Source organism: Microseira wollei NIES-4236, assembly GCF_020521235.1.
Taxonomy (GTDB): Bacteria; Cyanobacteriota; Cyanobacteriia; order Cyanobacteriales; family Aerosakkonemataceae; genus Microseira; species Microseira wollei.
Map to the genome: position 1 here is coordinate 12,629 of NZ_BLAY01000007.1, position 19,866 is coordinate 32,494.

The window sequence follows — 19,866 nt, forward strand, 5'->3', positions numbered from 1 at the left end:
ATTTTTCAGAGAAACCGGGTTTCTTTGCCGCCAAAACTTATAACTAGCGACTTGCGTTACTAGCGCCAATTGTGATGCCAAAAGCGATCGCATATACCAACTCCGTACACAAACGCTATGTTTGATGTAACTATTGTCCCTGTCCCATGAGTAAAGTACCCTATGCAAATTACGCTTCAGGCACTTGACAAGTAGGTATGATCGCGCTTGTAAGTGGAGTGGCTTTAGATTAATCTCAACTCAGTTGTGTCTCGAGCTGGCTCGTCATGTCTGACCCCCACACCCCCGATTGGTACGACCGTTCCCTGGAAAAAGCTCTAACTAATAATTTGGTAGACCGCTATTTTAGCGAGTCCGAAAGCTGGCTGCGAGCCATCTTACGGATGTGTATTTTTTCACTTACTTATACGGATCGACAAGCGGCGCTGTTAATCGAATGCCCAAATCAGGCTGTAGCAAAGCGTCTGAGTCGCAAGACTTATCCACTGCAAGAGTTTGTGCAGCGTTTCAGTCGGCGATCGCGCGCCAGCAAGCGAGTCCTGATCTGCTACTTTGAAGACCCACTGGGATCTTGGCGCTGTTTCGATACTAAAACCAATGCTTGGAAAGATTTAAAAACTTGTCAAGTTCCGACATTGGGTAATTGGTAATTGGTAATTGGTAATTGGTAATGAGCAGATTAATTAAATCCAATCTAAAATTCCCCATTACCAATTAGCAATTAGCAATTAGCAATTAGCAATTAGCCCGTATTTCTCATTCCGGCGGCGATACCGTTGATGGTCAACAAGGCGCCGCGCAACAATTCGCCGCGACTGTGACGGGAGTCGATCACGCCGGAGGTGCTGTGAGTCTTGCTTTGACGCAGGCGTTTCAACAGAGACACTTGAAGGAAACCCAGGGGTACGATGTTACCGTTGCGTAACTGCACGGAGCGCTGCAAGTCTGGGTCGCCATCCAACAGCCGTTTGTGGTCGGTGATGTTTAGCACCAGGTCGCGGGTAAGATAGTATTCTTGGGCGATTTGCTCGAACAAACGTTCAAAGCGATCGCGGTCTTCTGGTTTTGATAATTCTTGCAGGTAGTGATGGGCAAGTTGCAGGTCAACTTTAGCTAAGGTCATTTCTACTTTAGAAATCACCATTCTGAAGAAAGGCCACTTGTAATAAAAGTAGCGCATTAACTTCAGATTTTCTTGCGGTTCTTCCTGCAAAAATTCTTGCATCGCCGTCCCCACTCCGTACCAAGCGGGTAACAAAAATCGACTTTGCGTCCAACTAAATACCCAGGGAATCGCGCGCAGGGTACTTAAATCTTTTTTACCACTCTTGCGACGGGCGGGACGAGAACTAATTTGCAGTTGGCTAATTTCATCAATCGGGGTTACTTGGTGGTAGAAATCGATGAAATCGGGTTGTTCGTAGATCAAGGCGCGGTAGTGTTCTCTTGACCGAGTTGACAACTCTTCCATAATTTCGTTCCACGGTTGGATATCGTCAAATCCAGTCCGCAACAAACTTGCTTGGATGACGGCGGTGGTGACGGTTTCCAGATTGTAAATTGCCAATTCGGGCCAAGAATACTTAGACGCCAGCACTTCACCTTGTTCGGTAATTTTAATTCGCCCGTTGATACTGCGACCCGGTTGGGCCAGAATAGCTTCGTAAGAAGGACCGCCACCGCGTCCGACACTGCCGCCGCGTCCGTGGAAGATGCGGAGGCAGATGCCGTGCTGTTCTGCCATTGCTTGCAAGGCTTTTTGTGCTTTATGAATTTCCCAGTTACTGCTTAAGAACCCCGAATCTTTGTTGCTATCCGAGTAACCCAACATGACTTCTTGCAAAGGTTGGGGCGTCAGATCGGCACTAGATTTTGTCTGCTGCGTCTTGCTGGGTGCGCCGTGCGCCATGCTTAATTTTTCGTTGCCGCTAGCTAGCATTGAGCGGTAGAATGGCAATTCAAACAGGGTTTGCATCACCGTGGGGGCGCGTTTGAGGTCTTCTACGGTTTCAAACAGGGGTACTACGTGCAGCGTGCCGGTGCCAGTTGCCACGTCGTACAATCCTGCTTCTTTAGCTAGCAGCAACACTTCCAGCAAGTCGCTGACATCGTGGCTCATGCTGATAATGTAGGTGTAGCAGATTTGGGGGCCAAATTCTTGCTGAAGCAGACGCACGACGCGGAAGGTTTCGATAGTTTCCTTAGTTTGGGCGCTAAAGGGCAGTTCTGGGGGAATTAAGGGGCGTCGGGTTTGCAATTCCGATACTAACCATTGAGTTTTTTCTGCTTCTGGCAGTTCGTTATAGGAACAAGGTAAGATTTGCAGGTATTCAACAATTTCGTTGATCGTGTCCGAGTGGCGAGTACTTTCTTGGCGGATATCGAGGTGAGCTAACTTAAAGCCGTAGATTTCTACTTGGCAGATCAGATTTTCTAGTTCGCGACAGTTGATGCCGCTTTCAGCCAAGTTGTGCTGAATCAGGCGCAACTCGGCGAGGAATTCTACGCCAGAGGGATATAGGCCAGTATTGTTAGTGGGTTGATGCAGATCCTGTTGCCAGTCGGTACTTTGGTAGAGTTGCCAATTGCGATCGCGGGTATTTTCCAATCGCTTTTTGACGTAGGACAACTTTAAGCGATAGGGTTCTTGGCGATAGCGAATCGCATGTTGGTCGTACACTTCTGGCATTTGCTGCCGGTCTTGTTCTAAAGATTCGAGCAATTCTGGTAGCACATCGCTCCAATGCAAAGATAAGCTCAAGCGATTAATCAAGCGCTCGACCGATTTGATATACTTTTCCAACACCAAATGGCGTTGGTAGCAAGCAGTTTGCCAAGTCACCTTCGGCGTTACCGAAGGATTGCCATCGCGATCCGAGCCTACCCAAGAGCCAAACTTGCAGAAATTGTAGCTGGGGGCGGTGAGATTGCCAAACGCACTTTGAAGACTGCGGGCAAACCGCTGATACAGTTGGGGCATGGCATCAAACAGCGCTTCTTGGAAGTAGTGGAGGGTATAGTCTACTTCATCCAACACCGTTGGCTTAAATTGGTGCAATTCGTCGGTGCGCCACCACAGGCGAATTTCTTCGGTTAATTGCTCGCGCAGTGCTTGCAATTCCCAGGATGATTCCCCAAAGGTTTTTGGCGCGGTTTCTTCCCAGGATATGGGCGATTCTTCTTCTAGTTTGTCTAGCTGTTGTAGAATCTTAGCGATGCTCCGCTGCTTATCACGGATGGTATGGCGGACGATTTCCGTTGGGTGCGCCGTAAACACTAAGCGAATATCGAGATTGTCGATCAGTTGCTGGATTTGGCGAGGCGGTACGTTCAGCTGTCGCAGATGGTTAAATAACCAGCCAAACGTGCTGCGTTCCCGTCGCGTCCAGGTTGCTTCAGTCCAACTTTTTTGCAGCGCATTGGCTTTGGGTTCGCTGCCAATAGATTCTGCATCGAGTTTAGCAAAGGCTTGTAGCGCCGGATCTGCCGCATTGTGGGCGCTTCCCATGCGTAATGATTGCAGTTGCAGGCGCTGCTCGTAGTGCTGTTCGACAATATTGATCAGTTGGAAGTAGAGGGCAAACGCTCTGGCGGCGCGAATCGCGGCGTTGATATCCAGACTGGCGATGATTCTGGATACTTCGGCGCTGGTTTCGTTCGTTGCTTGACCTTCTGGGGAACAGAGCGATCGCAGTTGCTTGAGTAAATCTACCAACTCCTGACCGCACTCAGAGCGGAGAACCGATTCCCACAAGTCCTCCACTACTTTAAGGCGATGGCGCAGAAACAAATTTGAAGGCGTTACGAGATCGACTGTCTGATGATCCGACTGGAGTATGGGACTCATAGATTCCATTTAGGGAGATAGCGGAGAAATTGTAGCGGATGATATTTTTTTTTTCGGTGTTAGAGTTGACCAAGTGAGAGCGCCGATGTTTTTTATCGGTTTGAGCGTGCCACAGGGTGCGGTCATCAGTAGTTGGGAGGGAAAAAAGTCCTGCTGGTCTTTTTTGTTTGATTTACCACCAACTGGTGCATGACCGCACCCATCGCGGTGTCTTTACTTGGGTTGGCGATCGGGGAAGTCGAGGATTGGCAAGCTGGCGCCCCGAAATACTTCCTCGCTCGCCGACCCAACTGCTTGCAGGAACTCCAGGGATGCTTTAGCGGCTAAAATGCCCACTAGCAATGGCCCCGTCGCCAGACTCAGTAGAATCTCTGTGGGAATTGTAACGCGAGGGGTGTTCAACGACCGACTTTCTTGCAGTTCTGTAATCTCTGATGGCATAGCGTCCTTTTAAACTTTAATCAATGTTGCCAGAAATGAATGTCAAAGATTGGCATTGACTTGATCGGTTGGGAAAGCTTGGTGCTTGACAAGCTTTGGCTTTTGCTCTCCATCATCTCGCTTGTCTTCCATTATTGGGGAGTTTTTTACTATTATCGAGGGGTGCTAAACGCTGCTGGTGTTGGCTTTAGAATCTGATAACAACGGCAGCAAGAAGTAAAACACTGTGTCCAAATCCTCCAGGGTGTGATATCTCTAAGGGTTGGTAGCAGTCACGATAACGATTTGTTGAGATTTCCGGTAGTATTGCCCTGATGCTGAAAGTCAACGAGCGCACAATTGCGGATAACCCCTCACGCTTGGCGCAATGGGCCAAACGGGCGATTGGACTTAGCGGGATACAAGTTAAAGTCCGGTTGCGAGAAAACAAGCTGCATATTCTCTGCGAAGGTCAAAGCTGTCCCGACAGGAAAATAGCATTGCAGCGGCTGCTTTTGGCACTCAAGGCGACCCAGATGGATACGCTGCTTCCTGCTAATCAAGCTCGGATTCACCAAGTGTTTCTTTACGGTCGGGTGTTGGGTCAAAAGCGCCCTGACTGGACAGAACAGATCGATCCCCATCGACTATTGCCAAAGGGGACAGGAGCGAGCCTCAGCCAGATCCAGAAGCCATTAGCAGCCTCGCCAAGGTCTGGGTTGGTAAAATCCACTTCACAGCAGTCACTCAGCTCTAGTGCGGATTTATTTTTGCAGGAGCAGGCGCGCGCTGGGGATACCTTGGCGATCGCTCGCTATTTAGGTTCGAGCCTCAAGTCTTTGGGGGTCAAGGTCAAGGTTGTTGCTAGACCTCTGCCTAAAAAGGAGGAAAGCCCTTTTGAAGGCGCTTTTGAAGATGGGGATCCCATCGAATCTCCTGCCCAAATCGGGTCGTCCTCTAGTGTGGTTCATCCAGCCAAACAACGCCGCCTTTGGGTGTTCTGCGAATCTGCCTACAGCCCCGATCCGTCGCTGCTAGCAACTCCGGTAATCCAACAGTTGCGCTCGCTGCGCCTCGAAGGGTTCCGGGATGGAGTAATTCTATCCCAGGTGACAGGTGAATCAACCCCAGAGTGGATGCTGCGGGTGGATCTGACACCCCCAGAAGAAATGCTCTCGCTTTGGGCAAGTTGGGGCGATGGGGAATCGATCGTTCGCCTTCTATCCGGCGCGTTGGCGGAAGTGGGCATCGCCGTCACCGCCGTTCTCAAAGAATCGACGCTGCATATTTCTTGTCACCACACTACCCTTCCCACCCATCCAAACAAACAACAGTGCATCAAAGCGATCGCGCCAATTTTAGAATCCCTCGCCCCCCGCAGTATCTTCGCCGCCACGATCTACGGTCACGAAGCGTTTGATGCACCGCCGGTATGGGTCGATTGGCTCGATTTACCAGCGGCGAAAAACCCCTCACTAGCAATGTCTGCCCTCGCCTTAGCCCAAGCAGGAGATGAGGGAGCGATCGCATTTTTACTCGGTCAATTGCTCAACCCCGATCTCGACACCCGTCTGGAAACTGGCGGTATTCGCATTCAAGTCCGGTTTAAAGACGATCTGTTGCACGTCATGACTGACGCCCCCGTTTGTCCCACCCAACAGCGCGTCGCCACCCTCACCGCCAAGTTCGTCCGCGACCTGGAAATTACAGATTTATTAGGTGTAAAAATATACGGAAGAAGGGCGGGTCAAAAGCAACCCCTGTGGAATTACAGCGTAGATTTTGTCCCGCGCAAGCAGCCCGCGGCGGGAGGGGCGGTGGAGTTTCCCAAAACCGATGCTTACGCAGACGGGCTGCTGACCCAGGAAGGGGAAGAAAAGGAAGCGGGCTGGCAAACCGATGTCAAAAATGGCTGGCAGCAATTGACTGAAGGAATTGCCAATCATCTGGTGGGTTCGCAACTGTTCGTCGGCAGCGAAGAAGGGCAAAATTTGGCATCAGTACCGAGTCAAATCGGTTACGAAGGCTCAAAAGTCGCTGTGGTTTGGGGCACGGTAGGACTGATGCTGACGGCAGGGGTAGATTTAGTCATCGGTCAAATCTTGCAATCGCCAGTCAATCGAGCAAGTTCATCGTCGTTAGTAGGCACAAACTCACCCCAGACCACCAACGACGCGCTGGGGGGAATCGAACTTTCGCCAAAAGCTCTGCCGTCGCGCCGGGAATCGCGCCGCAACAAAGATGTATTCGATACTACCGGCTTTACTGAACCGGGCAACGTCAGCGTTAGTCTGGACGAGACGGGTCAAAACGCCAAGATTACCACCAACAAATCGTATTACCCCAGCTTCAACAACCCGCAATTAGACGAAAAACTGGCATTTTACCAGCAGCACGTAGCCAAAAATGGTCCGCCAGACGTTTTAATTGTAGGCAGTTCCAGAGCGCTGCGGGGCATAGAACCAGGTGCGTTGGAACAAGCCCTAGCGGCCCAGGGATATGGGAAAATCCAAGTATTTAACTTTGGCGTCAACGGCGCGACCGCCCAAGTAGTAGATTTAACGATCCGCCAAATTTTAACACCAGAACAATTACCGAAATTGATTATTTGGGCCGATGGTGCGAGGGCATTTAACAGCGGTAGAACCGATGGCACATACCGGGCGATCGCCCAGTCGGCTGGGTATAGATTGTTAGCATCGGGTAGCCTTCCCAGACCCGGTGCAGTGGAAGACCCACCCGACAAATCCAATCAACCATTCGCCGCTACGTCAAAGGCATCGGGAGCGTCTGGTAATATTTTGGCAGTCAATTCCAAACAGATCGATTCCTGGTTAAATCAATCGTTGGCAAACCTATCGGCGACCTATCCGATGCGCGATCGCCTGCAAACTCTGTTGCAAGACAGCATCGCCGCGACGCTGAATCATAACTCAGCATCGCAAACAGTTGAGTCCCCCGATGGAGTAAACCGAATCATGGGCGACTGGGATGGGTTTTATCCAGTGTCGATCCAGTTCGATCCGGAAACCTACTACGAACAACACGCCAAAGTCACCGGCGAATACGACAAAGACTATCAAAGTTTTCAACTGGGGGGTGACCAAGCGATCGCCCTAGAATCCCTAGTCCAGTTCACCCAAGCGCGGGAGATCCCTCTAGTTTTCATCAACCTACCCTTAACCGAAGAATACTTAGACACAGTGCGGCGTAAGTACGAACAAGAATTCACGCTGAACATGCTGCGCCTCTCCTTGAGTCGGGAATTTACCTTCCGGGACTGGAGTACCCTGTGGCCTAGTAAAAACGAATACTTCTCCGACCCCAGCCACCTCAACCGCTACGGCGCCGCCGCCGTCGCCGAGAGACTAGCACAAGACCCCCTAATCCCCTGGCCCAAACCGAAACAGTAATGGGTAATAGGTAATGGCGTTCCCAGGCAGAGCCGTGGGAACGAGGGTAATGGGTAATTTTAGATTGCAGATTGAAATTACCCATTAGCAATTAGCAATCAGCAATTAGCAATTAGCAATTAGCAATTAGCAATTACCAATAATGACCTTCATCTCGCTTTCCTACGGACTCTTCTTGCTGTGCGCCATCGCCCTCTACTGGTTAGTGCGACACCAGCGGTTACGATTGTGGATAATTCTAATTGCCAGCGTAGTCTTCTACGCCTCGTTGCAGTGGCAGTACATACCCCTGCTATTTGTCCTCATGCTGATTAACTTTCGCTTGGGACAAGCAATTGGCAAAAATAAATCCCAGAAACCTTCTGATGCCAACTGGCAGAATTATAACCAAGATTGGCCTTTCATAGAAACAGACGGAAATCGCCGCCAAAAGCTGTTATCTTTAGGCATCGCGATCAACGTTTTTTTACTGTTGGGCTTCAAATACGTCCCCTTTATATTAAATTCCATCGGGCAGGTACTAAACTTGCCAATTCTCCAACAGCAAGCCAACTCCATCGGCACTAATATAATTGCACCTTTAGGAATTTCCTTCTTCTGCTTTGAGTGCATCGCCTACCTAATTGACGTGTATCGCGGTGCGCCTCCCACCCAGCAGTTTGATAAATTTGCCGCCTACAAACTGTTCTTTCCCAAACTAATTTCCGGGCCGATTACTCGCTATCATCATTTAGCAACACAGTTGAACCTGCTGCGGTTTCCCAATACCGAACAGATTGTCGAAGGATTGTGGTTAATTACCTGCGGTGCGGTTAAAAAATCCCTAATCGCAGATAGATTGGGAATATTAGTTAGTTTAAGCTTTGATAATTTAGAACGCGCAGGCAGCGGCGATATATGGTTGGCTACCTTCGCCTACGGATGGCAACTGTATCTAGATTTTAGCGCCTATGTGGATATTGCCCGTGGAAGTGCCTTACTTTTGGGATTGAATTTACCCCAAAATTTTGACTTTCCCTATCTAACTACTAGCATTGCCGATTTTTGGCGGCGGTGGCACATTACCCTGGGAGATTGGTTGCGAAATTACCTTTATTTTCCTTTAGGAGGTTCGCGGCGAGGACTGCCACGTACCTGCATCAATCTATTAATTGTGATGCTAATTGCGGGGATTTGGCACGGTGCAGCTTGGGGATTTATTATTTGGGGTGGGTTGCACGGTTTCGCCTTAGTAGTTCACCGCATTACCGAAGCGATATCTAGTCGCATTTCCTTGCTAAAAACTTGGTGGGTAAGCGTACCTGGGATTATTTTTGCATGGCTGCTGACCCAAGGAATGGTTTTCACCTGTTGGATCTTTTTCCGCTTACCCAATTTAAAAGAAGCTGGATGGGCAATTCAGCATTTGTGGGGGCATCAAGGTGACGTGCAGTTTGCACAGAAAGTTTACGTAGAAGCAATGGGTTTAGACGGATTTCAAATCGCTTTATTGCTAGGAATTTTAGTAGCCGCGATGGGGCTTATTTTCGCATTTCAAAGAGGGTTAAAGTTACAGCTTAACTGGCCTGTTAAACTTCTATTAGTGCCAATTTGTCTGTATGCAGTGTGGTTGTTAGCGCCTCAAGAAGTATTACCTTATATTTATTTCGAGTTTTAGTAGGGGCGGGTTTAGTTCTTAACAGAAACCCGGTTTTTTGGAAAAACCGGGTTTCTTTATGCCAAATCGAGGCTCCGCCTCGTGATTTTCGTTCCCAGGCTCTAGCCTGGGAACGAGATGGGGGAGGTTCTACCTCCTGGTTTTTCGTTCCCAGGCTCTAGCCTGGGAACGAGATGGGGGAGGTTTTTCGTTCCCAGGCTCTAGCCTGGGAACGAGATGGGGGAGGTTCTACCTCCTGGTTTTTCGTTCCCAGGCTGGAGTCTGGGAACGAGATGGGGGAGGTTCTACCTCCTGGTTTCTTAAGTTTCGATTTTAAGCAGCTAGAACGAAATCAACATCACTTGCGCCTGCTGTTTGGCTTTGACCGGATGCAATCTTTTCGCCATTTACTTCGACGGCAAAAGGTGTATCGCTCATGTTAATATTGTAATCGGTTTGATCGCCGGTATATCCAACGCTGGCGATCATTTTACGGCCTTCATCTGTGTACTTGAAAGCCAGCATTTGATTTTTGGCTTTTTCGTTGTCGTAAGCCCAAATCACCATGTATTGTTGTCCCTGATAATCGAAAATTTTCGGAGGACGGTTGGGGACGTAACGACCTGGATCGCCGAAACTAGCATCGAGGAAACTTTGCACCGAACTTTCTTCAACGGTGGCATAAGCAACTTCTTCAGCCGAGGTTACTTCAGCATCGCCTTGGCTTTCATCTATGACTTCTTCTTTGCCACGATTTTGAAAATAATCTACTGCTAATTTAGTGCCAATTGCACCAACAGCAGCGATACCAGCCCCTACGAGAATGTTGCGAAGATTCATACTCATCTTTTCTCTTTCTAGGTTGCAAGTGTTCAGGTTAATCGTACCACTGTTGAGGACGCTTGCGTCGAGGTAGAAATTCCAACATTGGCGGTTGGGTTTTCTACCTTGCAACCCAACCCACTACGATTGAACCGCCAGTCGCGATGCTATTGTCTTTAACCCAAAACAGCCAATTATCCTAATTTTTTATAAAAATTAATAATTATGGATGAATAAAAACAAAAAATTGATGTAAATATGACTAAAGATGATTGCAGCAGCAATTCGAGAGGGTTTCTGTACGGGTTTAGCAGCGATATGCCTCCGGCACACTGCGCGAACGCAGCTAAAAAATGAACGATTTGGCAATATATTATCAGTATAATAGAGTAGGGAAAATCACACAAATTGGAGGCAGTCCCACGGTTTACACACGCCCTTTGGCTCGTTTAATTGAGGAATTGCAGCGCTTGCCGGGAGTTGGCCCTAAAACCGCACAGCGCTTGGCTCTTCATATCCTAAAGCGCCCCGAGGCAGAGGTACAAGCTCTGGCACATGCTTTAGTCGAAGCAAAACAAAAAATCGGGCTTTGTTCGGTGTGTTTTCACTTATCGGCTGAGCCAGTTTGCGAAATTTGTCGCAACCAAAATCGGGACGATACAACTATTTGCGTGGTAGCGGATTCTAAAGATTTGATTGCTTTAGAAAAAACCCGCGAGTATAGCGGCAAATATCACGTTTTGGGTGGTGTAATTTCACCGATGGATGGCATTGGGCCGGAACAGCTTAATATTTCACCGTTGGTGCGGCGGGTGAGTCAACAAAGACCGAAAGAAGTGATTTTGGCAATTAGTCCGAGTGTAGAAGGAGAGACGACAACGCTTTATGTCGGTCAGTTATTAAAGCCTTTTACAAAAGTGACCCGAATTGCATTTGGTTTGCCGGTGGGTGGAGATTTGGAATATGCAGATGAAGTAACTTTGGCGCGTGCGTTGGAGGGTAGGAGGGAGTTGGATTAAGCGCATGTGAGAAACCCGGTTTTTCTAACAATACCTTCGCCAAAAAGCCGACACCCTTAAGGGTGTGGCTATACAAACAAAGCCCGCAAGACAAGGGCTGTAAGAATTTCAGCCCACGCAGGTGGGCTTTGTTTGTGTAGCCCCATGCTTTAGCATGTGGGGGTGGGCGTTTCAGAAAATTGGCGCAGGTATTGTCTAAAAAACCGGGTTTTTTACATTTAACCGGGTGTACGGCCTACAATATGGATCTGATCGGTGGCTATGCGATCGCTCGAATCTTGATTAAATGGATCTGACACTCGGTCATTGTCATTTGTCTGAACATCGGACTTAGCAGTATGGGGGACATCAATATCGTTATCCGAGGTAATTGTACCCGGATCGGGGGCGGAAGCGTCTACGGTTTTGGGGCGCTTGTGGATATCTAATTCCATTTTCTTTTCTCCAGGAGCAAGAACTGGCAAGTGATACCATCATTGTGGAAAATTGGTTCGGAGTTTAAATCAGTCTCAGGTGCGAGGTAATGGCTAATTGCTAATGGCTAATGGCTAATTGTCTAGTGATATCATGTTCGTTCGCGGTGGTTGGGTATATTTGAAGGATTTGTAGCGCCAACCAATTAGCAATTAGCAATTAGCAATTAGCAATTAGCAATTAGCAATTAGCAATTAGCAATTAGCAATTAGCAATTCCCACTTATTGGTGTTCTACTCGAAATACATTCGCATAGAGATTAGCCACTATTTGCCTTCCTGCCATTGTCAGATCTAAGTAGTTTAATGCTGGTTCGATGTAAGGATAAACAATATTCCAGTAAAAATTAGGGTAATTCTGCCGCAAATGTCCGGGATTTTTGTAACCCAAATCTTTATTAACTCCTGTTTCTTCAAACTCGTAAAATAGCGCAGCAATTTTTTTCAGATAGCGCGGGTCGCTGAGTTGACCGATTAAATCGGCGGCGCGCACTAAACCGGGATAGTTAACTGTGTCTTGATGATCCTCATCTGCCGGGACGGGAAACCGAGTTAATTCTATGTTGCGCTTAATTGTTGCGGCATCAATCAGTTTGTTAGTGCCAAAACGCTCGTCAATAAATAGTTCGCCTCGGTCTACATGATAAGGGGTAAGACTGGCATCTGTGCAGCCTAAAGGTAGAGAAACCATCGTATTTTCTAGACCAGTAGCATAGAGTCTTTCGGCTAACCGATCTTGCTGGCAAACTCCTTTAACGTATCCAATATCGTGGCACAGCAGAGAAATAATAAAGTGCAGCCAGTCTTCGCAAGTCACTCCACCCTCGCGGATGTGCTTGCCCCAAAGAATTTCCTGTCCTACTAAGGTAACGTAGATTGTATGTTCGACATTGTGATAAAGCGCATCGCTGTTGGCAATGTTTTCCAGCGCCATATTTCCAGCCCAACCGATGATATCGGCGTAATTTGGCTTCAAACCCCCGTAATTGCGACGGTAACCAGCCTGTAAGGTTTGAACAAAGCTATCAATCGTTACTGTTGTGGGATTAAACATGGCTTTACCCTGAATAAACGATTAGCATTGCGGTGGTAATTGGTAATGGCTAATTGCTAATTGCTAATTGCTAATTGGATTAAAAGGCAGTAGGGGCGGGTTTAACGAGATCAGAAACCGGGTTTCGACCATGATCTCTTTCCTTGCTCAACAATTTTTCACAGAAACCCGGTTTCTTTCCACAGATTGATTGGTAAAACCCGCCCCTACTCTTGACAAATACCCATTAGCCATTAGCCATTAGCCATTAGCCATTAGCCATTAGCCATTAGCCATTAGCCATTAGCCATTAGCCATTAGCCATTAGCCATTAGCCATTAGCCATTAGCCATTAGCCATTAGCCATTAGCCATTACCAGATTCCATCCCAGGTATGTCTTATTAGTTTGCCCGCTCTTTTAATTAAAAACAACCAGAAAATTTCATGGATTTAGCAACCTTTCAAATTCTCCATTTTCAAAAACCTCATAAAATCTCAGGAAAGCTCAGTTAATCTGGCCAAATATTACACTTCTTAACCAAAATTAAAATAAAAAATTATCATTTTTTAGAATAAAATTTAAATTTGGGTGAGATTGCTAGATTTGAACGGGGAATAAGTATAATACTTAAATTAAGCACATAAGAAAAACCACAGGTGGTTTATGGAGGTTGAAGAAGCATTAGAATTTGCAGATAAATTAATCTATTCCCAGACAGGAAGGCACCTCAACGATCTGGAAAGACAAGTATTTGTGGGGTCTTGGGAAGGACTGAATTATAAGAAAATTTACCCATTGAATCCTGAGTATATCGAAAAGAATGTCGGTTTCAAATTGTGGAAGAAATTGTCAAGGGCTTTGGGAGAGGAGGTGGGTAAAAAAAATTTTCGGGGGGCGATTGAGCGATGGCTTAAAGACAAGATGAGAAAGAAAGTGTTTATCTGCTATCGTAACCAGGAACCAGACCTAAGTCTAGCGTTAAAATTTTACCAAGGGATCGAGGAGGGAGGAGCGAGGGCTTTTATCGTTACCTTAGATTTTAACACTCCGACCGCAGTGTCACCAGCAGGGTGGGAAGGACTGGGAAACCGAGGCGGAGACTGGTTGGGGCGCATTGATGCTGAATTGAAGCAATGCGACTACTTTTTGCTGTTTTTATCTCCCGAAGTTGCGGTCAGTGAAATGGCAATCGAGATGTTACGGTGGGTTAAAGAGTTGCACTCGAGCCGCAATAAGCCCGTGTTGTTGCCGATCCGGGTCAATTGTCCTCAAAGCGTACCATTGAATCACGATTTGCGCTGCTACCTGGATGGAATTGGACAGCGAGAGTGGAAATCTCCTGCTGACACGCCAATTTTGCTGCAAGCAGTCCTAAATTTATTGAGAGGAAGCGAGAACAAAACATGGGAAGATGAGGATAATTGCAGCGTTTCATCACCGCACCCGGTTGCTCCCTCACTACCATTACCAGTGGCAGAACCAGAGTTACCCAGCGGACAAGTGCGGCTGGCTTCAGCATTTTACGTAGAGCGAGTTCCTTCTGAAGTCCAATGCTACAGGGAAATTTTGCAACCGGGGGCGTTAATTAGGATTAAAGCGCCGAGACAAATGGGCAAAACTTCGCTGATGGCGAGGATTCTTTATCATGCCAAAGAAGAACAAGGCTATCGCACGGTACCGTTGAGTTTTCAACATGCAGATACAGCGGTTTTTACGAATTTAACTCAACTTTTGCGGTGGTTTTGTGGCAAAATTTCTCGCAAGTTACGACTGACGCATCAAATAGATGATTATTGGAGCGACACTTATGGCAGCAAAGATAACTGCACGGCTTATTTTGAAGATTGCTTGCTGTCAAATTCAGACAAGCCGCTGGTATTAGGTTTAGATGAAGTCGATCGGGTTTTCCAATATCCGAAAATAGCTGATGATTTTTTTGGTTTGCTGCGCGCTTGGTATGAGGAAGCTGGATATGGAGATAAAGACAGCAATCTGTGGGAAAAACTGCGATTGGTAGTCGTGCATTCGACGGAAGTTTACGTGCCGATGAATGTAAACCAGTCGCCGTTTAATGTCGGGTTGCCTATTGAATTGCCGGAGTTTAGCTTAGAGCAGGTGCTTGATTTAACAGAGCGGCATAGGTTAAATTGGAACGCAACTCAGATTGAACAATTAATGGCTTTAGTAGGGGGACATCCGTATTTACTGCGGTTTGGTTTGTATAACATTGCACAGCAACAAATAACTCTGGAGAAACTATTGCAAACGGCCGTCACCGAGGCGGGTCTTTACAATGACCATTTGCGAAGACATTTGTGGACGCTAAAACAGTATCCGGATTTGGCAGATGCTTTTGCTAAAGTAGTGAGAGCGAATGCACCTGTGGAGTTGGAATCCTTGGAAGCGTTTAAGTTACACAGTATGGGGTTGGTTAAGTTTGAGGGCAATCAGGTGATTCCTCGGTTTGATTTATACAGGATTTATTTTCGCGATCGCTTGTCCAGTTCGTAGCTACCCAATGACCAATTACCCATTACCAATTACCAATTACCAAAAAATCAGGCGCATTGTATGACCTACACTTACAAAGTCGGCGGACATTTACCTTTAGATGCTCCCACCTATGTAGTGCGACAAGCAGATAGAGAACTTTATGAAGGATTAAAAGCCGGGGAGTTTTGTTACGTTTTAAATGCGCGACAGATGGGAAAAACCAGCTTGCGGGTGCGGACAATGCACAAATTGCAAGCAGAAGGTTTTGCCTGTGCTGCGATCGATCTAACCAAAATTGGTTGCCAGGATATCACTCCCGATCAGTGGTACGCTGGGATGATGCGACGGCTGGTGACGAGTTTCCAACTATCCTCCAAGATTAACTTACAGAGTTGGTTGAGCGATCGCGCGTATCTCCCCCCCTTGTCGCGCTTAAGTGAGTTTGTCGAACAAGTTTTGCTAGAGTCAATTAGTGAAAATATCGTAATTTTTATCGATGAAATTGATAGCGTTCTCAGCTTAAGTTTTAACACCGATGATTTTTTTGGCTTTATTCGCGGTTGTAATGAATACGGTAGTAGGTTAACGTTTGCTCTGTTGGGAGTAGCAACTCCTTCGGATTTAATTCAAGATAAAAACCGCACGCCGTTTAATATTGGTCGTGCCGTTGAATTACACGGCTTTCAATTACAGGAAGCTCAACCGCTTGCTCAAGGTTTGAAGGGAAAAGTGAGCGATCCGCAAGCGGTTTTAAAAGCAATTTTAGACTGGACAGGCGGACAACCTTTTTTAACGCAAAAGTTATGTAACCTCCTCCTGCAAGAAGCGGATATGCCTGGAGATGAGATGACGCAAATAGAAAAATTAGTGCGATCGCGTCTGATCGAAAACTGGGAAGCTTCTGACGAACCGCCGCATCTGAAAACGATCCGCAATCGCATTCTTAGAGTGGGACAACATAAAAAATTGTTACTCGATCTTTATCAGCAAATTTTGCTGCTAGGTGAAGTCCCAGCAGACGACAGTCGAGAACAAATGGAATTGCAATTATCGGGGTTAGTCGTCAAGCAGCAGGGAAAGTTAAAGGTTTGTAATCGCATTTATGCTGCTGTATTTAACCGCACTTGGGTGAACAAGGCATTAGCAGACTTGCAGGCAGATTTTATGCAAGTTATTGTCACCCAAGAACAAAAACTCCTATCCATGCTGATTGTGATGGAGAGCAAGGGATTTGATTATATTCTGCATGAAATTTTTGGTTCTATTACCCTCAAACTGGCGGAATTAATGCGGGTAGACCAAACTAAAATTATCTTTCTTGATGAAGAAAAGTTTGAATTGTGGTCGATTAGTACTAGGGATGGAGGCAGTAGTTACCCAAAGATTGACATTATTTCTCAAAAAGAAACAAAGGATCGCCTCGCCTCTTTTAAAACATTTCTCAATCAGCCGTTCGTGTTTGGCGACGAAGGGAATCAATTGTTAGCAGAAGATGCAGACGAAGAAAAGTTATATCGGAATTACAACGAGTTAGTGTTACCGTTATTAAACGAGAAGGGAGATTTAGTCGCGATCGTTCAATTAGTGAATAAACTAAAATTATCCAGTAATCCTCAAGCGCCTTTATCAGAAAGAATTGACAAACAGGGCTTCACGGAATCGGATCAAAAACAGTTTGCCGACTATGCGCCGGATATTCGCAGAATTCTGCAAAGATGCCAGTATTGTTATAAATTAACGCAAAGATTACAAGCTTCGGAAGCGCTGACAGAAGCCACGCGATCGCTTGCTCAAAGCAGCCTTGATGCGGAAGAAGTGCTGGCTAAAGTCATGGATGAAGCCAAGAAGCTGATGACTGCCGATCGCAGCACCCTATGGCTGATAGATAAAGAACAAGAAGAACTCTGGACAAAAATAACATTTGAAGACGGTTCTGTCAGAGAATTGCGGATTAAAATTGGGCAAGGTTATGCTGGCAAAGTTGCTCAAACAGGAGAGCCATTAAATATTCCCTTTGACCTCTACGATCGCCCAGATTCAGAAACAGCCAAGCAAACCGATCAAAAAACAGGTTATCGCACTTGTAGCTTACTTTGTATGCCAGTTTTTAGTCCCGATGGCGAGTTGCTGGGTGTGACTCAATTAGTTAACAAAAAAAGATTGGGAGAATTTCCCCAATATAATCCAGAAGATTGGCCCGAAGCACCCGAATGTTTTAAAGCTAGCTTTGACGATCAAAGTCAAAAATACATGCAGCTTTTTCACTCTCAAGCAGGTGTAGCGCTGCAAAATGCGAGGATGTTTGCCACCGTTAAGCAAGAAGCAGAAATGCACCATAAAAATAATGTGGTGAGTCAAACCCTAGCAATGCTCAATAGCGTCATGGATAATCAAGGGTTTGATGATATTCTCGATGCCACCTTACGCTCTATTACTATCAGAATGGGGAAATCCCTCAATGCAGACCGCACCAGCATTTTCTTATTAGATGAAGAGAAAAACGAATTTTGGTCAATAGTTGCCGAAGCAGACGGCGATGGTTGTCTAGAAATTCGGATTCCTGCTAATCAAGGCATTGTCGGCGAGGTGGCAACTTCCAAGCAACTGATTAATATACCCTTCGATTTTTATGACGATCCGCGCTCAAAAATGGCTCAAGAACAAGACAAAAAAAATGGCTACCGCACCTACACTATGTTAGCCTTACCGCTGTTAAACGACCAGGGAAATTTAGTTGCCGTTGTGCAGTTACTCAACAAGTTGAAGCCACGTAATAACCGCACTGCTGCTTTATCGGAAAGAATCGATCCCCAGGGTTTTACGCCAGCGGATGAAGAAAAATTTGCCGAAAGCGCACCGATGATTCAAATGATTTTAGAAAGCTTTCGCTCTTATCATAAAACTGCCAGGGGACAACGAGTAGCGGCGGCGCTAATGGCAGCGACGAGATCTGTCAGTCAAAGCAGTTTGGAATTAGAAGAAATTCTCCAACGGGTGATGGAAGCGGCGAAAAAATTAATTAATGCCGATCGCAGTACGTTGTGGTTATTAGATCATCAGGCGCGGGAATTGTGGACGAAAATTACCTTTGAAGATGGTGAGGTTCGGGAAATACGAGTACCAATAGGGCAAGGTTATGCGGGTACGGTAGCAGCAACAGGCGAAACTTTGAATATTCCGTTTGATTTGTACGATCATCCCAATTCAGAAACAGCGAAGAAAACGGATAAAAAAACCGGCTATCGCACTTGCAGTTTACTGTGTATGCCAGTGTTTAGTCCGGATGGCGATTTGATTGGGGTGACTCAATTAATTAACAAGCGGAAACCAGGGGATTTTTCCGACTATCATCCTGAGTGGGAGGAGAATGTACCAGATTATTTTCAGGTTAGTTTTGATGAAAGCGACCAAAAATCCATGCAAATTTTTAACAATCAAGCGGGTATAATTCTTCAGAATGCCGAACTGTTAGCAGCGCTGAAACGACAGGAGCGATTGCTGCGAACTCATCTGAGTTAATTTTAGATTTTGAATTTCGGATTTTAGTTTATAATTTTTCGTATAAACCGGGTTTTTTTACCTAGAGTTTATAATTTGCTAATTGAATTCAATTGAAGTAAAATATTTATTTGTGATTTTGTATGAGTTGAGGTCAAGCGTGAAATTACCATTTGTAACAGAAGTAATTAAAAAGTTAGCGACTCAGATAGGAGCCACGGTTTTAATTGAACCAGAATATGGTTTTGTGGGACATATTACTTTTAAAAACGGCAAGAGAAGCTTTTTTCGGAACGGGAGATTCGAGATTAACAATCATGCTTCGGTAGAGATCGTGAAAGATAAAGGTTACGCTAGTTTCTTTCTTAAAGAATTGGGATACAAGGTTCCTGAAGAACAAACATTTTTCAGCGATAAACTGTGCAGCAAGCTGATTAAAAAGAGAAATATTGATGACGGTTACGCTTTCGCCAAAAATCTTGGCTTTCCTGCAATCGTAAAACCCAACGATCTAAGTAAAGGAATTATGGTCGCTAAAGTTTATAACAAAGAAGAATACTATGAAACAGCCCAACAAATATTTTTAAAGACTTCAGTACTACTGATGCAAAAATTTTACCCTGGTAACGACTACAGAGTTGTGGTTTTAGATGGCGAGATCGTCTCTGCCTATCAGAGAACGCCACTATCGGTAATCGGGGATGGCAAATCTAGTATTCTTGAGATTCTCGCTCAAAAACAGACAACATTTTTACAAGAGAACAGAGATATAACTATAGATTTGGATGATTTTAGAATAGCGGCTAAATTGCAAAGACAGGGACTAACACTTAATAGCGTCATTCCGGAAAATACCAGAATAAAACTATTAGATAATGCTAATTTATCAACCGGAGGTGAAGCAATAGATGTAACAAAAGAAATGCATCCGGATTTTCAAAAGCTAGCAATAAGCGTTACCAAAGATATGGGTTTGAGGTTAGGCGGTGTGGATATTATTACCAACGACATCACGCAGCCTATGCAGGATTATGTCATTCTTGAAATCAATGGCGCTCCTGGTTTAGAACATTACGCTTCCATTGGGGAACAACAAATGAAGGTTGTAGAAGAATTGTATCTGAAAATTCTCAAAGCGATAGAAATGGGTAACTAATAGCTAATTGCTAATTGCTAATTGTCAATTGCTAGAGAGCAGCCATTAGCGATT

At 45.9% G+C, this 19,866-nt stretch carries 12 protein-coding genes; 7 read left to right on the forward strand and 5 right to left on the reverse strand.

The window, feature by feature from the left end; translation table 11 throughout:
• Positions 1-266 precede the first annotated feature (266 nt).
• Complete coding sequence (locus MiSe_RS03685; protein WP_226574956.1) at positions 267-650, forward strand: transcription antitermination protein NusB; 384 nt, start codon at positions 267-269, stop codon at positions 648-650.
• Positions 651-742: 92 nt separating this feature from the next.
• On the opposite strand, the gene ppc is transcribed toward MiSe_RS03685, so the two are convergent.
• Together ppc and MiSe_RS03695 are read right to left on the reverse strand one after the other, a co-directional pair.
• Positions 743-3,847: a phosphoenolpyruvate carboxylase gene (gene ppc / locus MiSe_RS03690; protein WP_226574958.1), complete on the reverse strand. Its 3,105-nt coding sequence runs from the start codon at positions 3,845-3,847 to the stop codon at positions 743-745.
• A 213-nt stretch (positions 3,848-4,060) separates the two neighbouring features.
• Positions 4,061-4,288, reverse strand: a complete 228-nt coding sequence (locus MiSe_RS03695) for a hypothetical protein (protein WP_226574960.1) — start codon at positions 4,286-4,288, stop codon at positions 4,061-4,063.
• Positions 4,289-4,602: 314 nt separating this feature from the next.
• Between MiSe_RS03695 and MiSe_RS03700 the strand changes: the two genes are divergently transcribed.
• Both MiSe_RS03700 and MiSe_RS03705 read left to right on the forward strand, forming a co-directional pair.
• Complete coding sequence (locus MiSe_RS03700) at positions 4,603-7,680, forward strand: DUF1574 domain-containing protein (RefSeq protein ID WP_226574962.1); 3,078 nt, start codon at positions 4,603-4,605, stop codon at positions 7,678-7,680.
• 142 nt (positions 7,681-7,822) lie between these two features.
• Positions 7,823-9,337: an MBOAT family O-acyltransferase gene (locus MiSe_RS03705; protein WP_226574964.1), complete on the forward strand. Its 1,515-nt coding sequence runs from the start codon at positions 7,823-7,825 to the stop codon at positions 9,335-9,337.
• A gap of 312 nt (positions 9,338-9,649) precedes the next feature.
• On the opposite strand, the gene MiSe_RS03710 is transcribed toward MiSe_RS03705, so the two are convergent.
• On the reverse strand, positions 9,650-10,162 hold the full coding sequence (locus tag MiSe_RS03710) for a hypothetical protein (RefSeq protein ID WP_226574966.1): 513 nt from the start codon (positions 10,160-10,162) through the stop codon (positions 9,650-9,652).
• Between the two features lie 329 nt (positions 10,163-10,491).
• Between MiSe_RS03710 and recR the strand changes: the two genes are divergently transcribed.
• Positions 10,492-11,157, forward strand: a complete 666-nt coding sequence (recR, locus tag MiSe_RS03715; RefSeq protein WP_226574968.1) for a recombination mediator RecR — start codon at positions 10,492-10,494, stop codon at positions 11,155-11,157.
• A gap of 218 nt (positions 11,158-11,375) precedes the next feature.
• On the opposite strand, the gene MiSe_RS03720 is transcribed toward recR, so the two are convergent.
• Positions 11,376-11,591: a hypothetical protein gene (locus tag MiSe_RS03720; RefSeq protein WP_226574969.1), complete on the reverse strand. Its 216-nt coding sequence runs from the start codon at positions 11,589-11,591 to the stop codon at positions 11,376-11,378.
• Positions 11,592-11,853: 262 nt separating this feature from the next.
• Positions 11,854-12,684 (reverse strand): Npun_R2479 family HD domain-containing metalloprotein, encoded by an 831-nt coding sequence (locus MiSe_RS03725; protein ID WP_226574971.1) that lies wholly within the window; start codon positions 12,682-12,684, stop codon positions 11,854-11,856.
• A 644-nt stretch (positions 12,685-13,328) separates the two neighbouring features.
• Between MiSe_RS03725 and MiSe_RS03730 the strand changes: the two genes are divergently transcribed.
• From MiSe_RS03730 to MiSe_RS03740, 3 genes are all read left to right on the forward strand, one after another.
• Positions 13,329-15,176, forward strand: a complete 1,848-nt coding sequence (locus tag MiSe_RS03730) for an AAA-like domain-containing protein (protein ID WP_226574973.1) — start codon at positions 13,329-13,331, stop codon at positions 15,174-15,176.
• A gap of 60 nt (positions 15,177-15,236) precedes the next feature.
• Positions 15,237-18,677 carry a GAF domain-containing protein gene (locus MiSe_RS03735; protein WP_226574974.1) on the forward strand — a complete coding sequence of 1,147 codons (3,441 nt, stop codon included), beginning with the start codon at positions 15,237-15,239 and terminating at the stop codon, positions 18,675-18,677.
• Positions 18,678-18,816: 139 nt separating this feature from the next.
• Positions 18,817-19,812 (forward strand): cyanophycin synthetase, encoded by a 996-nt coding sequence (locus MiSe_RS03740; RefSeq protein WP_226574976.1) that lies wholly within the window; start codon positions 18,817-18,819, stop codon positions 19,810-19,812.
• Positions 19,813-19,866 lie beyond the last annotated feature (54 nt).